At 34.4% G+C, this 14786-nt stretch carries 13 protein-coding genes and 1 other annotated feature; all 13 genes read left to right on the forward strand.

Features of this window, described 5'->3' with window-relative positions; all coding sequences use genetic code 11:
* The first annotated feature begins 222 nt into the window (after nt 1–222).
* The 13 genes from rpmG (at nt 223) to fusA (ending at nt 14743) form a co-directional block, all read left to right on the forward strand.
* Complete coding sequence (gene rpmG / locus I6U48_RS25410) at nt 223–372, forward strand: 50S ribosomal protein L33 (RefSeq protein ID WP_066616612.1); 150 nt, start codon at nt 223–225, stop codon at nt 370–372.
* A 44-nt stretch (nt 373–416) separates the two neighbouring features.
* The gene (gene secE, locus I6U48_RS25415; protein ID WP_218323273.1) at nt 417–647 is read left to right on the forward strand and encodes a preprotein translocase subunit SecE; all 231 of its coding nucleotides are present in this window, start codon (nt 417–419) and stop codon (nt 645–647) included.
* 48 nt (nt 648–695) lie between these two features.
* Entirely contained in the window at nt 696–1217 is a 522-nt protein-coding gene (gene nusG, locus I6U48_RS25420; protein WP_218323274.1) for a transcription termination/antitermination protein NusG, read from the forward strand.
* 75 nt (nt 1218–1292) lie between these two features.
* On the forward strand, nt 1293–1718 hold the full coding sequence (gene rplK, locus I6U48_RS25425; protein WP_218323275.1) for a 50S ribosomal protein L11: 426 nt from the start codon (nt 1293–1295) through the stop codon (nt 1716–1718).
* A gap of 54 nt (nt 1719–1772) precedes the next feature.
* On the forward strand, nt 1773–2462 hold the full coding sequence (gene rplA, locus I6U48_RS25430) for a 50S ribosomal protein L1 (protein WP_218323276.1): 690 nt from the start codon (nt 1773–1775) through the stop codon (nt 2460–2462).
* Between the two features lie 38 nt (nt 2463–2500).
* Nucleotides 2501–2628: a sequence feature (ribosomal protein L10 leader region), on the forward strand.
* A gap of 31 nt (nt 2629–2659) precedes the next feature.
* The gene (gene rplJ, locus I6U48_RS25435; RefSeq protein WP_218323277.1) at nt 2660–3160 is read left to right on the forward strand and encodes a 50S ribosomal protein L10; all 501 of its coding nucleotides are present in this window, start codon (nt 2660–2662) and stop codon (nt 3158–3160) included.
* Nucleotides 3161–3191: 31 nt separating this feature from the next.
* Entirely contained in the window at nt 3192–3554 is a 363-nt protein-coding gene (gene rplL / locus I6U48_RS25440; RefSeq protein ID WP_218323278.1) for a 50S ribosomal protein L7/L12, read from the forward strand.
* A 295-nt stretch (nt 3555–3849) separates the two neighbouring features.
* Nucleotides 3850–7548, forward strand: coding sequence for a DNA-directed RNA polymerase subunit beta (rpoB, locus tag I6U48_RS25445; protein ID WP_218323279.1), 3699 nt, complete (start codon nt 3850–3852; stop codon nt 7546–7548).
* 17 nt (nt 7549–7565) lie between these two features.
* Entirely contained in the window at nt 7566–11102 is a 3537-nt protein-coding gene (rpoC, locus tag I6U48_RS25450) for a DNA-directed RNA polymerase subunit beta' (RefSeq protein ID WP_218323280.1), read from the forward strand.
* Between the two features lie 114 nt (nt 11103–11216).
* Nucleotides 11217–11459 carry a ribosomal L7Ae/L30e/S12e/Gadd45 family protein gene (locus I6U48_RS25455; RefSeq protein WP_218323281.1) on the forward strand — a complete coding sequence of 81 codons (243 nt, stop codon included), beginning with the start codon at nt 11217–11219 and terminating at the stop codon, nt 11457–11459.
* 114 nt (nt 11460–11573) lie between these two features.
* Nucleotides 11574–11951 (forward strand): 30S ribosomal protein S12, encoded by a 378-nt coding sequence (gene rpsL, locus I6U48_RS25460; RefSeq protein WP_218323282.1) that lies wholly within the window; start codon nt 11574–11576, stop codon nt 11949–11951.
* A 167-nt stretch (nt 11952–12118) separates the two neighbouring features.
* Entirely contained in the window at nt 12119–12589 is a 471-nt protein-coding gene (rpsG, locus tag I6U48_RS25465) for a 30S ribosomal protein S7 (protein WP_218323283.1), read from the forward strand.
* Between the two features lie 84 nt (nt 12590–12673).
* The gene (fusA, locus tag I6U48_RS25470) at nt 12674–14743 is read left to right on the forward strand and encodes an elongation factor G (protein WP_218323284.1); all 2070 of its coding nucleotides are present in this window, start codon (nt 12674–12676) and stop codon (nt 14741–14743) included.
* Nucleotides 14744–14786 lie beyond the last annotated feature (43 nt).

The raw sequence follows: 14786 nt of genomic DNA on the forward strand, positions 1-14786 counted from the left end.
TTCTACTATAGTTGAGTAATTATTAAAGGACTGGGTTTCTAGACCTAGTCCTTTTAAAAATAAAAAATGAATTGTTGAAATATATACCAGCGATTTCATCTATGATTTCATTGACATATAGGCTAAGTTGTGATAAATTATCTAAGTGATGCATAATTTAAGTCAAGTATAAACTATAAAGTAATGTATATACATATATGTGAGTATTGGGAGGTGTAAACAATGAGAGTAAAAGTAACTCTAGCATGCACAGATTGTAAACAAAGAAATTATAACACAATGAAGAATAAAAAAAATGACCCAGATAGATTAGAAATGAGAAAGTATTGTCCATTTTGTCATAAACACACAGCTCATAAAGAAACAAAATAATTATAGAGGCATATGTGATTAAAATATTTTGAGGATGTGAAAAAATGGCTGCACATGATAGTGTAAACAAATCAAATAAACCAGTAACGTCCGGAAATAGAATCATTAGTTTTTTTAAGGAACTAAAGGCAGAATTTAAAAGAATAACTTGGGCCTCTAAAGAAGATGTTAAAAAAGCATTAGCAACAGTTATGACATTTTGTCTTATTTATGTAGTGATTGTTGGATTACTAGACTATGGATTTAAAAGCTTAGTAGGTGTAATCTTTAAATAAAACTAAAAAGGAGGTAGGGGTCGAGAAAAGATTCCCGTCCCTTGAGTTATGGCAGAAAAAGCTAGATGGTATGTAGTTCACACATATTCTGGTTATGAAAATAAAGTTAAAGCCAATTTGGAAAAGACTATAGAAAACAGAAATCTGTATGATTGGATAGATGATGTTCAAGTTCCTATGGAAGAACAAGTTGAAATCAAAGATGGCAAAAAGAAGGTAACATTGAAAAAGATATTTCCAGGATATGTTTTAGTTCATATGGTTATGACTGATGATTCTTGGTATGTAGTTAGAAATACTAGGGGAGTAACAGGTTTTGTTGGTCCAGGATCTAAGCCTGTACCTTTAACAGATGAAGAAGTAAAAGCAATGGGAATTGCTGAAAAACTTGTTAATGTAGATGTAGTAGTGGGAGAAAACATAATAGTTAAATCAGGACCACTAGAAAACTTCCCAGCTATTATTCAAGAGATAAATACTGAAAAGAGAAAAATTAAAGCGCTAGTTAACATGTTTGGCAGGGAAACACCTGTTGAACTTGATTTTAACCAAATAGAAAAATTAGATTAACTTGTAAGACGTAAGTCTTAACAAAGTGGGAGGATTTAAAATCCGCATAAACCACATTATAGGAGGTGTAAATTCATGGCTAAAAAAGTAGTAGGAATGATAAAACTTCAGCTTGCTGCAGGAAAAGCAACTCCAGCACCACCAGTTGGACCAGCACTTGGACAGCATGGTGTAAACATTATGGGATTCTGTAAAGAGTTTAATGCTAAAACTGCTAATCAAGCGGGACTAATTATTCCAGTAGTAATAACTGTATATCAGGATAGATCATTTAGTTTCATACTAAAGACTCCTCCAGCAGCAGTATTACTAAAGAAAGCAGCAGGAATAGAAAGTGGTTCTGGTGTTCCTAACAAGACTAAAGTTGCTAAGGTAACTAAAGATCAAGTTAGACAAATAGCTGAAACAAAAATGCCAGACTTAAATGCAGGATCAGTTGAAGCTGCAATGAGTATGATAGCAGGAACTGCTAGAAGTATGGGTATAGTTGTAGAAGAATAGTGAACCAAAATAGTGGGAGGTAAAAACCGTTAAAACCACAAAGGAGGATTAGAAATGGGAAAAAATTATATCGAAAGCGCTAAGCTTATTGATAGAAACGCTTTATACACTCCAGCGGAAGCAATGGAGCTTTCTGTAAAGACATCAAAAGCTAAATTTGATGAAACTATAGAATTAGCTGTAAGACTTGGTGTTGACCCAAGACATGCAGATCAACAAGTTAGAGGAGCTGTTGTACTTCCTCATGGAACAGGAAAGAAAGTTAGAGTATTAGTTTTTGCAAAAGGTGAAAAAGCTAAAGAAGCTGAAGCAGCAGGAGCTGAATACGTAGGAGCAGAAGAATTTATCGATAAAATACAAAAAGAAAACTGGTTTGAGTTTGATGTAGTTGTTGCAACTCCAGACATGATGGGTGTTGTTGGTAGATTAGGTAGAGTATTAGGACCTAAAGGATTAATGCCAAATCCAAAATCTGGAACAGTTACTTTTGATGTTTCAAGAGCAGTTGCAGAAATAAAAGCTGGTAAAGTTGAGTATAGAGTTGATAAAACAGCTATAGTTCACGTTCCAATTGGAAAAAAATCATTTGGAGCAGAAAAATTAGCTGAAAACTTCCATACACTAATGGAAGCTGTAGTAAAAGCTAAACCAGCAGCAGCTAAAGGTCAATATGTTAAATCTGTAGTAATTTCAAGTACTATGGGACCTGGAATAAAAATAAATCCAGTTAAAGTTTTAGAATAATATTGACATAGTTAAAATTTTTGTGTAAAATTTTAAGGGTTGAATAAGTAAATATTCCGTAGACAGTAGGTGCGAAAGCGTAACGGTATACCAACCTACCGAGGGTTCCAATATACGATTGAATTGGTCTCTCTGTGTCTGCGGAGAGACCTTTGATTATATAACAGCAGTTTAAACTGTGAGGAGGTGGACACACAGTGGGAAAAAACAGAGAATTAAAAGAAGCTAAAGTTTTAGAGATAAAAGAAAAATTAGAAAAAGCTCAAGGTGTAATCTTTGCTAAGTATCAAGGACTAACTGTTGAAGAAGATACTCAGCTTAGAAAAAATCTAAGAGAGGCCGGTGTAGAATATAAGGTTTATAAAAACACTTTAACTACATTAGCAGCAAAAGAAATAGGAGTAGAAGGCTTAGATGCTATCCTAGAAGGACCAGTGTCAGTAGCTTTAGGATATGAAGATCCAACTGCTCCAGCAAGAATTCTTAATGATTTTGCAAAAGATCATAAGAAACTTGAATTAAAAGGTGGAATAGTTCAAGGTGAGATATTCGATGAAGTAAAAGTTAAACAACTTGCATCAATACCACCAAGAGAAGTTCTTATTGCAAAATTACTTGGAAGCTTCAAAGCTCCAGTATCAAATTTAGCATACTTATTAAATGCTATTAAAGAAAAAAAAGAATCTGAAGAAGCATAATTAAAAAAAGAAATTTTGGAGGTGCCTAATAATGACTAGAGAAGATATAATTCAAGCTATAAAAGAAATGAGCGTTTTAGAATTAAACGAATTAGTAAAAGCATGTGAAGAGGAATTTGGAGTAAGCGCAGCTGCTCCAGTTGCAGTTGCAGGAGCAGCAGCTCCAGCAGCAGCAGAAGAAAAAACTGAATTTGATGTAGTATTAGCTAATGCTGGATCAGAAAAAATCAAAGTTATAAAAGCAGTTAGAGAATTAACTGGACTAGGATTAAAGGAAGCTAAAGAAGTAGTTGACGGAGCTCCTAAGACATTAAAAGAAGCTGTAAGCAAAGAAGATGCTGAAGCTATAAAAGCTAAACTTGCAGAAGTTGGCGCTACTGTAGAAATAAAGTAATAACGTATAATACTTTTTAGAGAGAGGTACTTTTACAAAAGTACCTCTTTTTTTAAAAAAATATAAGCATTAGAATAATTAACAGTTGACAACTCAATTGTATTATGATAACATAATAAATTGCATTGATTAATTAAAAAATAACTATATTATTCATTTAATATTATTTTTTTTAACTTGAATTAATTGTTAAAATTGGGTTATACTAATTTGATGGTAACGTAATCAATCCAAAAGCGCATATAAATAGAATGTGTTTTTGGTTATTTTTAGTTTATGCAAGGGGTGAAAGTCAATGGTACATCCTGTCCAGGTTGGCAAAAGAACAAGAATGAGCTTTTCTAGATTAAAAGAAGTAGGAGATATGCCTAACTTAATTGAAGTGCAATTAGACTCTTACAATTGGTTTTTAAAAGAAGGCTTACAAGAGGTATTTGATGATGTCAATCCTATTCAGGACTATACAGCAAATCTTAATTTAGAATTTGTTGGTTATAAGCTGGATATGGATAACATTAAGTACTCTGTAGAAGAGTGTAAAGAAAGAGACGCAACTTACGCAGCTCCTTTGAAAGTAAAGGTTAGATTGCTGAATAAGGAAACTGGTGAAGTAAAAGAACAGGAAGTGTTCATGGGAGATTTTCCTCTTATGACAGAGCAAGGAACGTTTATTATTAACGGGGCTGAGAGAGTAATAGTAAGCCAGTTAGTGAGATCACCAGGTGTTTATTACGACATGTCAGTTGATAAAACAGGAAAAAAACTATTTTCATCAACTGTAATTCCAAACAGAGGTGCTTGGTTAGAATATGAAACAGATTCTAATGACGTAATATATGTAAGAATTGATAAGACTAGAAAATTACCTATAACTATTCTCGTGAGAGCTATGGGTTATGGTACAGATGCAGAAATAACAGAATTTTTCGGTGATGATGAAAGATTAAAGGCATCGATAGAAAAAGATAACACTAAAACTCGTGAAGAAGCATTGTTAGAAATATATAAGAGATTGAGACCAGGAGAACCTCCTACTGTTGATAGTGCTCAATCACTTATTGAATCTTTATTTTTTGATCCAAAAAGATATGATCTTTCAAGGGTTGGAAGATATAAGTTTAATAAAAAATTAGCTTTACATCTTAGAATTGCAAACCAAATATCAGCACAAGATATTGTAAATCTACAAACAGGTGAAATACTTGTTCAAAAGGGTGAAAAAATTAGTAGAGAAAAATCTATAGAAATTCAAAATTGTGGTGTAAATGTAGTAGATATTCAAGTTGAAGATAAAATAGTAAGAGTTATAAGCAACAACTTTGTTAGTATACATAATTTTATTGACTTTAATATAGATGATTTGAATATAAGAGAATTAGTACATTACCCTACTTTAAAGGAAATCCTTGATAACTATAGTGATGAAAAGAGCATAAAGGAACAAATAAGAAAGAATATGCATTCGTTAATACCAAAGCATATAATAAGAGATGATATTTATGCTACTGTAAGTTATGAATTAGGATTGGCTTATAATATAGGTCACACAGATGATATTGATCATCTTGGTAACAGAAGACTTAGATCAGTAGGGGAATTATTACAAAATCAATTTAGAATAGGTCTATCAAGAATGGAAAGAGTAGTTAAAGAAAGAATGACTATTCAGGACCAAGAAGTAATAACACCACAAGCATTAATTAATATAAGACCAGTAGCAGCTGCTATAAAAGAGTTTTTTGGAAGTTCACAGCTTTCGCAATTTATGGATCAAACTAACCCATTGTCAGAGCTTACTCATAAAAGAAGGCTTTCAGCATTAGGACCAGGAGGGCTTTCAAGAGAAAGAGCAGGATTTGAGGTTAGAGACGTTCACCATTCACATTATGGTAGGATGTGTCCAATAGAAACGCCGGAAGGTCCTAATATAGGTCTTATAAATTCATTAGCTACTTACGCTAGAGTGAATGAATATGGATTTATAGAAACTCCATATAGAAAAATTGATAAAAGTACAGGTAAAGTTACTGATAAATTAATATATATAACAGCTGACGAGGAAGATGAATACTTAGTTGCTCAAGCGAACGAACCAATTGATGAAAATGGACATTTTATAGATAACAAAGTAACAGTAAGAAACAAAGAAGATGTAATGGTAGTTCCACATGAAGATGTTGATTTTGTGGATGTATCACCAAGACAATTAGTTTCTGTAGCTACAGCAATGATTCCGTTCCTTGAAAATGATGACGCCAGCCGTGCATTAATGGGATCAAACATGCAGCGTCAGGCTGTTCCATTGTTGAAACCACAGGCTCCTGTTGTAGGAACAGGAATAGAGTTTAAGGCAGCAGTAGATTCAGGTGTTCTTCCTAAAGCTAAAAATGCAGGAATAGTTGTTTATGTAAGCGCCAATGAAGTAAGAGTCAAGAGAGATTCTGATGGTGGAATAGACACATATAGACTTCTTAAATTTAAGAGATCTAACCAAGGTACATGTATAAATCAAAGACCAATAGTGACTAAAAATGAAAAGGTTGGAAAAGGAACTGTACTTGCTGATGGACCATCTACAGATCTTGGAGAAATAGCATTAGGTAAAAACATAAGAATGGGATTCATAACTTGGGAAGGTTATAACTATGAAGATGCTATGCTTATTTCTGAAGAATTGGTAAAAAACGATGTGTTCACATCAATTCATATAGAAGAATATGAAGCAGAATCAAGAGATACAAAATTAGGACCTGAAGAAATAACAAGAGATATACCAAATGTTGGTGAAGATGCACTGAAAGACATAGATGAAAGAGGAATAATAAGAATTGGAGCAGAGGTAAGATCTGGGGACATTTTAGTTGGAAAGGTTACTCCGAAAGGAGAAACTGAGCTTACTGCTGAAGAAAGATTACTTAGAGCTATATTTGGAGAAAAGGCTAGAGAAGTAAGAGATACTTCTCTTAGAGTACCACATGGTGAAGCAGGTATAATTGTTGACGTAAAAGTATTTACAAGAGAAAATGGCGATGAACTTCCACCAGGGGTTAATAAACTAGTGAGATGTTATATTGCTCAGAAGAGAAAAATATCTGTTGGAGATAAAATGGCAGGAAGACATGGTAACAAAGGGGTTATTTCTAGAGTATTACCAGAAGAAGATATGCCTTTCTTACCAGATGGTAGACCATTACAAATATGCTTGAATCCTCTAGGAGTTCCTTCGCGTATGAATATTGGTCAGGTTCTTGAGGTTCACTTAGGATGGGCAGCATCAGAACTAGGTTGGCATATTGCAACACCAGTATTTGATGGCGCAACAGAAGATGATATAGTGGAATGTTTAAAAAAGGCCGGTTATAGAGATGATGGAAAAACTTTGCTATACGATGGAAGAACAGGAGAAGCTTTTGATAATCTAGTAACTGTTGGATACATGTATATATTGAAACTCGCTCACTTAGTTGACGATAAGATACATGCTAGATCTACTGGACCATATTCATTAGTTACTCAACAGCCACTAGGCGGTAAAGCGCAATTTGGAGGACAGAGATTTGGTGAAATGGAGGTTTGGGCGCTAGAAGCTTATGGTGCTGCTCATACACTTCAAGAAATACTTACAGTTAAGTCTGATGACGTTGTAGGAAGAGTTAAAACGTATGAGGCTGTTGTAAAAGGAGAGAATATTCCGGAACCAGGAGTTCCTGAATCCTTCAAGGTTTTAATTAAAGAACTTCAAGCTTTATGTCTAGATGTAAAAGTTCTAAATGATGATAACCAAGAAATAAAATTGAAGGAATCAGTAGAAGAAGAAATAGAAGATTTAGGTGTAAATATTGAGGGTAACGAAGAATTCGTTCCACCACCTCCAAGTGATGATTACATTGAAAATGACGACAGTGATGAAGAGCTAGATCTTGATTATGAGGATTTATCATTAGATGATCTTCAAGGTGAGTTGGAAATAGATGATTTTGGTGATGAACATTAGGAAGGGAGGATGTACCCTTGTTTGAATTAAATAATTTTGATGCATTACAAATAGGTTTGGCTTCTCCAGAAAAAATTAGGGAATGGTCAAGAGGTGAAGTTAAGAAACCTGAAACTATAAACTATAGAACATTAAAGCCTGAAAGAGACGGATTGTTCTGTGAAAGAATCTTTGGACCACAAAAGGATTGGGAATGTCACTGCGGTAAATATAAGAGAATCAGATATAAAGGTATTGTTTGTGATAGATGTGGTGTTGAAGTTACTAAAGCTAAAGTAAGACGTGAGAGAATGGGGCATATTGAACTTGCAGCCCCAGTATCTCATATATGGTATTTTAAAGGAATACCATCACGTATGGGACTTATTTTGGATATGTCTCCAAGAGCCCTTGAAAAAGTGCTTTACTTTGCATCATATGTGGTTCTAGACCCTAAAGAAACGCCATTATTAAAGAAGCAGTTGTTAAACGAAAAAGAGTATAGGGAAGCTGTAGACAAATATGGAGAAGAAAGCTTTTTAGCTGGAATGGGTGCAGAGTCTGTTAAAAGACTTTTAGAGGAAATAGAACTTGAGCAATTAGCTACAGAACTAAAAGAAGACCTAAAAAGTAGTACTGGTCAAAAGAAAGTAAGAATAATAAGAAGATTAGAGGTAGTAGAATCTTTCAGAAAATCCAGCAATAGGCCGGAATGGATGATTATAGATGTTATACCTGTAATACCTCCAGACTTAAGACCTATGGTTCAACTTGATGGAGGAAGATTTGCTACATCTGACTTAAATGATCTTTATAGAAGAGTTATAAATAGAAATAATAGATTGAAAAAACTATTAGATCTAGGGGCGCCAGACATAATAGTAAGAAACGAAAAAAGAATGCTTCAAGAAGCAGTAGATGCTCTTATAGATAACGGTAGAAGAGGAAGACCTGTAACAGGTCCAGGAAACAGACCTTTAAAATCGCTATCTGATATGCTAAAAGGTAAGCAAGGAAGATTTAGACAAAACCTTCTTGGAAAACGTGTTGACTACTCAGGCCGTTCTGTTATAGTTGTTGGTCCTGAACTTAAGATGTATCAATGCGGACTTCCAAAGGAAATGGCTTTAGAGTTATTTAAGCCTTTTGTTATGAAAAAGCTTGTTGAAAGTGGTATGGCACATAATATAAAGAGTGCTAAGAGAATGGTAGAAAGAGTTCAAGCACAGGTTTGGGATGTTCTTGAAGAAGTTATATCTGATCATCCTGTACTATTGAACCGTGCCCCTACTCTTCATAGACTAGGAATTCAAGCATTCCAACCTGTCCTTGTTGAAGGTAGAGCGATAAAGCTACATCCATTGTCTTGTACAGCATATAATGCTGACTTTGATGGTGACCAAATGGCTGTTCACGTACCATTATCAGTTGAAGCTCAGTCAGAAGCAAGATTTTTAATGCTTGCAGCTCACAATATAATGAAGCCATCAGATGGTAAGCCAGTTGTTGTTCCAACACAGGATATGGTACTTGGGTCTTACTATCTTACAATGGATAAAGATGGTGTAAAAGGAGAAGGTAAAATATTTTCTTCACCAGAAGAAGTAGTTATGGCTTATCAACTTAAAGAAGTAAATATTCATGCAAAGATAAAGGTAAGAATGTTTAAAAACATAGATGGTAAGATAGAAAATGGTATTATAGAAACTACTCCAGGTAAGATTATATTCAACGAATCTATACCTCAAGATTTAGGTTTTGTAGATAGAAGTAATCCAGAAAATGAATTTAAATTAGAAGTTGATTTCCTTGTTACTAAAAAGAATCTTGGAAAAGTAATAGATAAATGCTATATGAAACATGGTGCCACAAAGACATCTATAATGCTTGATAAAATAAAAGCAAAAGGATATCATTATTCAAGTATAGGTGCTATAACGGTTTCTACATCAGATATGGTAGTTCCAGAAGATAAGAAGAGATTACTTGCTGAAGCTGATGCTGCCGTTGACAAAATTGAAAAGATGTATAGAAGAGGATTTATATCCGAAGATGAAAGATATGAAAGAGTCATAGAAAAATGGACTAAAACAACAGAAGATGTAGCAGACGCGCTTATGGCAAGTCTTGATAAGTTTAATCCAATATTCATGATGGCAGATTCTGGAGCCAGAGGTTCTAAGAGTCAGATAAAACAGCTTGCCGGTATGAGAGGGCTTATGGCCAATCCATCAGGTAAGATTATAGAATTACCTATAAGAGCCTCATTTAGAGAAGGTCTAGACGTCCTTGAGTATTTTATATCAACTCATGGAGCTAGAAAAGGTAATGCAGATACAGCATTAAAAACTGCAGACTCAGGATATTTAACAAGAAGACTTGTTGATGTAAGCCAAGATGTTATAGTAAGAGAAGAAGATTGTGGAACACTTGAAGGTTACGATGTTTCAGAAATAAAAGAAGGAAATGAAGTAATAGAAAGTTTAGCTGAAAGACTTACTGGAAGATATTCTGCAGAAGATATTATGGATCCAAAAACTGGAGAAATAGTAGTAGCTAAAAATGAATATATGAATGAGATTATTGCAGAAAAAGTTGAAAAGCTAGGAGTGAAAAGAGTTAAGATAAGATCTGTATTTACTTGCAGATCAAAGCATGGCGTATGTTCAAAATGCTATGGAATGAACATGGCCACTGCTCAAAAAATTAATATAGGTGAAGCTGTTGGAATAATAGCTGCACAAAGTATAGGAGAACCTGGTACACAGCTTACAATGAGAACATTCCACACTGGTGGTGTTGCTGGAGCAGATATAACACAAGGTCTTCCAAGAGTTGAGGAATTGTTTGAGGCTAGAAAACCAAAGGGGCTTGCTATAGTAAGTGAAGTTTCTGGTACTGTAAAAATGGAGGAAACTAAGAAAAAGAGGATGGTTTCAGTAATTACTGAAACTGGAGAAGAAGTAACTTATGATATTCCATTTGGCTCAAGGCTTAAAGTATCAAATGGGGAAGTAATAGGTGCTGGAGATGAGATAACTGAAGGTTCTGTTAATCCACATGACGTAATAAGAATTAAAGGCGTGCAGGGTGTTAAAAATTATCTTTTATCTGAGGTTCAGAAAGTTTATAGACTACAGGGTGTTGACATAAATGATAAGCATCTTGAAGTAGTAGTAAGACAAATGACAAGAAAGATTAAGATAGAAGAATCAGGAGACACAGAGTTATTACCAGGAACAATGATAGATATCTTTGATTTTCAAGAAGCAAATAAAAAAATTGAAGAATTAGGTGGAAAGCCAGCTATAGGAAGAGTATCATTACTTGGTATTACTAAAGCTGCGTTAGCTACTGATTCATTCCTTTCAGCAGCTTCGTTCCAGGAAACTACAAGAGTTCTTACAGATGCTGCAATTAAAGGGAAAATTGATCCATTACTAGGTTTAAAAGAAAATGTAATAATTGGTAAACTAATACCAGCAGGTACAGGAATGACTAGATATAGATCAATTAAAATCAATACTGAAAAAGAAAATGAAGAAAAAGAATTAGATAATGAAGTAGAAGCTTAAATATAACTTATTGACATAGTAGTGCTAAAATGATAAAATACATCTGTATGTTTTAAAAAGAGACAGAGTTTTTAAAACTTTGTCTCTATAGCACTGTAAGGGGGAATGGAGATAATGGTTTACAGGCTTGAGGGAAGCAAGGTAGTTGGTGTTAAACAAACAGTTAAAGCTATAAAAAGCGGGAATGTAAAAACTGTATATATTGCAAAAGATGCCGATGATAAGCTAATACAGTCAGTAAAAATATTAATTGATGAAAATTCCCTAGAAGTAGTATGTATTAATACTATGAAGGAACTAGGAAGACTTTGTGGAATTGACGTAGGAGCAGCTACAGCAGCAGTATTGAATGACTAGTTCTCACTTAAAGTAGCTTTCGCAATATAATTTAACATAAAAATTGTTATGACCAATCTAGTTAATTTAGGTTAACTTATCTAAATTAATTGATATTTTAAAGGAGGTGTAAACATGCCAACAATTAGCCAATTGGTAAGAAAAGGAAGAAAAACTGTAGGATCAAAATCAACAGCACCAGCACTTAAGGAATGTCCACAAAAAAGAGGTGTTTGTACAGTAGTAAAAACTACTACTCCTAAGAAACCTAACTCAGCTTTAAGAAAAATTGCCAGAGTTAGATTAACAAATGGTTATGAAGTTACAGCTTATATTCCAGGTGTAGGACATAACTTACAAGAGCACAGTGTTGTTCTTATAAGAGGTGGAAGAGTTAAAGACCTTCCAGGTGTTAGATACCACATTGTCAGAGGAGCATTAGACTCAGCTGGAGTAGCTAACAGATTACAATCAAGATCAAAATATGGTGCTAAAAAGCCAAAACAAAAATAGTTTTGGAATAAGTTAATTTGAAAATAGTGCTATGTCTTCAGCATTTATATAGATTTTACCAATACATTTGCAGAAGTACAAAGCGCTTTGCGGTTAGGTGTAGTACAGCACGCTATAACCGAGTACCGATGAACTTAAAATAAAGTATTGTTAAGGAGGGAAGAAAAGTGCCAAGAAAAGGACATATAGCTAAGAGAGATGTATTACCAGATCCAATGTACAACAGTAAGGTTGTAACTAAATTAATAAACAATTTAATGGAAGATGGTAAAAAAGGAGTAGCTCAAAAAGTATGTTATGCTGCTTTTGAAATAATTCGTGAAAAAACAAATAAGGAACCAATAGAAGTATTTGAAGATGCTATGAATAATGTAATGCCATTACTTGAAGTAAAAGCAAGAAGAATAGGTGGTGCTACATACCAGGTTCCAATAGAAGTTAGACCAGAAAGAAGACAGACTTTAGGAATAAGATGGATGCTTGCCGCAGCTAGAAAAAGAGGCGAGAAGTACATGAGAGAAAGACTTGCAAATGAATTAATGGATGCAGCTAATAATACAGGTGCAGCTGTTAAGAAAAGAGAAGATACTCATAAAATGGCTGAGGCTAACAAAGCTTTTGCACATTATAGATATTAATATTCAAAACTGTTTTGGTAAAGCACCAAAACAGTTTTGTCGAATTTAAAGTTGTGAAATTTATACTTTGAGGAGGAAGAGTAAGTGGGAAGAGAATATCCATTAGAGAAATTCCGTAATATCGGAATAATGGCACACATCGATGCAGGAAAAACTACAACTACTGAGCGTATACTTTTCTATACAGGAAAGACTCACAAAATAGGTGAGGTTCATGAAGGTCAGGCTACAATGGACTGGATGGTTCAAGAGCAAGAGAGAGGTATAACGATAACATCAGCAGCAACTTTCTGTCAATGGAAAGGTCATGCTATAAATATTATAGATACACCAGGACACGTGGATTTTACAGTAGAAGTTGAAAGATCATTAAGAGTTCTAGACGGTGCAGTTACTGTACTAGATGCTAAGAGTGGGGTTGAACCTCAAACAGAAACAGTATGGAGACAGGCGGATAACTACAAAGTTCCAAGAATGGTTTATATTAACAAAATGGACTCGACTGGTGCAGACTTTTACATGTGTGTAAATACATTAAGAGGTAGATTACACTGTAATGCGGTTCCTATTCAGATCCCTATAGGCGCAGAAGATCAATTTAAAGGAATTATTGACCTTATAAAAAATGAAGCGATAATATATGAAGATGATTTAGGAACAGTTATGGACTCAGTTGCAATTCCAGATGAATTAAAAGATAAAGCAGAAGAATATAGAAATGCTTTACTTGAGGCTGTGGCTGAGCAAGATGAAGAATTAATGATGAAATATCTTGATGGTGAAGAGTTAACTGAAGATGAAATAAATGCAGCACTTAGAAAAGGTGTTATATCTAATGAAATAGTGCCAGTTACATGTGGTTCATCATATAAGAACAAGGGTGTTCAACCAATGGTTGATGCAGTAGTAGCTTACATGCCATCACCTATTGATATTCCAGCAATTAAGGGTACTAACCCAGATTCTGGTGCTGAAGACGAAAGACCAGCAGATGATAATGCTCCAATGTCAGCATTAGCATTTAAGATTGCAACAGATCCATTCGTTGGAAGATTAGCATTTACAAGAGTTTACTCTGGAATAATGAAGAGCGGTACTTATGTATATAACTCAACTAAGGGTAAAAAAGAAAGAATAGGAAGACTTGTTAAAATGCATGCAAATCACAGAGAAGAAGTTGAAGAACTTAGAGCTGGTGATTTGGGTGCTGTAGTTGGTTTAAAAGAAACTACTACTGGTAATACTCTTTGCGATGAATCAAGTCCAATTATTCTTGAAAGCATGGAATTCCCAGATCCAGTTATAGATGTTGCTATAGAGCCAAAGACTAAAGCTGGTCAAGAAAAAATGGGTATAGCGTTAGCTAAGCTCGCAGAAGAAGATCCAACATTTAAGACATTTACTAATCAAGAAACTGGTCAGACAATTATATCTGGTATGGGTGAGCTTCATCTTGAAATAATTGTTGACAGACTTCAAAGAGAATTTAAAGTTGAATGTAATGTTGGTAAGCCACAAGTTGCATATAAAGAGACTATCAAAAAAGCTGTTAAAGCTGAAGGTAAATTTGTTAGACAGTCTGGTGGACGTGGTCAATATGGTCACTGTTGGATAGAAATGATACCAACAGAAGAGCCATATTCATTCGAAAATGCTATTGTTGGAGGAGCTATTCCAAAAGAATATATATCACCAATAGATAACGGAATTCAAGAAGCTTCAGATACTGGTATACTTGCTGGTTATCCAGTTATTAACTTCAAAATTAGACTTGTTGATGGATCATACCATGATGTTGACTCATCAGAAATGGCATTTAAGATTGCTGGATCTATGGCATTCAAGAATGCTATGGCTAAAGCAGACCCAGCATTACTTGAACCAATGATGAAGGTTGAAGTTATAGTTCCAGAAGAGTACATGGGTGATGTAATGGGAGATATTAACTCAAGAAGAGGAAGAATCGAGGGAATGGATCCAAGAGCAGGAGCTCAAGTAATAAGAGCATTTGTACCACTTTCAGAAATGTTTGGTTATGCGACAACTTTAAGATCAAGAACTCAAGGTAGAGGAGTTTACTCGATGGTATTTGATCATTTTGAAGAAGTTCCAAAGAGTATTCAAGAACAAATTGCAGGAAAGAAAAATGCTTAATTATAAATAAATTACCTAATTTTAAGGAGGAATAATAAAATGG

Origin of the sequence: Clostridium thailandense, assembly GCF_019207025.1 — a bacterium.
Lineage (GTDB): Bacteria > Bacillota > Clostridia > Clostridiales > Clostridiaceae > Clostridium_AM > Clostridium_AM thailandense.

Excerpts from the sequence above, each read along its gene's own strand:
- nusG (WP_218323274.1), top strand. The coding sequence starts at position 696 with ATGGCAGAAAAAGCTAGATGGTATGTAGTTCACACATATTCTGGTTAT.
- rpoB (WP_218323279.1), top strand. The coding sequence starts at position 3,850 with ATGGTACATCCTGTCCAGGTTGGCAAAAGAACAAGAATGAGCTTTTCT.
- rplL (WP_218323278.1), top strand. The coding sequence starts at position 3,192 with ATGACTAGAGAAGATATAATTCAAGCTATAAAAGAAATGAGCGTTTTA.
- rplA (WP_218323276.1), top strand. The coding sequence starts at position 1,773 with ATGGGAAAAAATTATATCGAAAGCGCTAAGCTTATTGATAGAAACGCT.
- secE (WP_218323273.1), top strand. The coding sequence starts at position 417 with ATGGCTGCACATGATAGTGTAAACAAATCAAATAAACCAGTAACGTCC.
- rplK (WP_218323275.1), top strand. The coding sequence starts at position 1,293 with ATGGCTAAAAAAGTAGTAGGAATGATAAAACTTCAGCTTGCTGCAGGA.
- rpmG (WP_066616612.1), top strand. The coding sequence starts at position 223 with ATGAGAGTAAAAGTAACTCTAGCATGCACAGATTGTAAACAAAGAAAT.
- I6U48_RS25455 (WP_218323281.1), top strand. The coding sequence starts at position 11,217 with ATGGTTTACAGGCTTGAGGGAAGCAAGGTAGTTGGTGTTAAACAAACA.
- rpsL (WP_218323282.1), top strand. The coding sequence starts at position 11,574 with ATGCCAACAATTAGCCAATTGGTAAGAAAAGGAAGAAAAACTGTAGGA.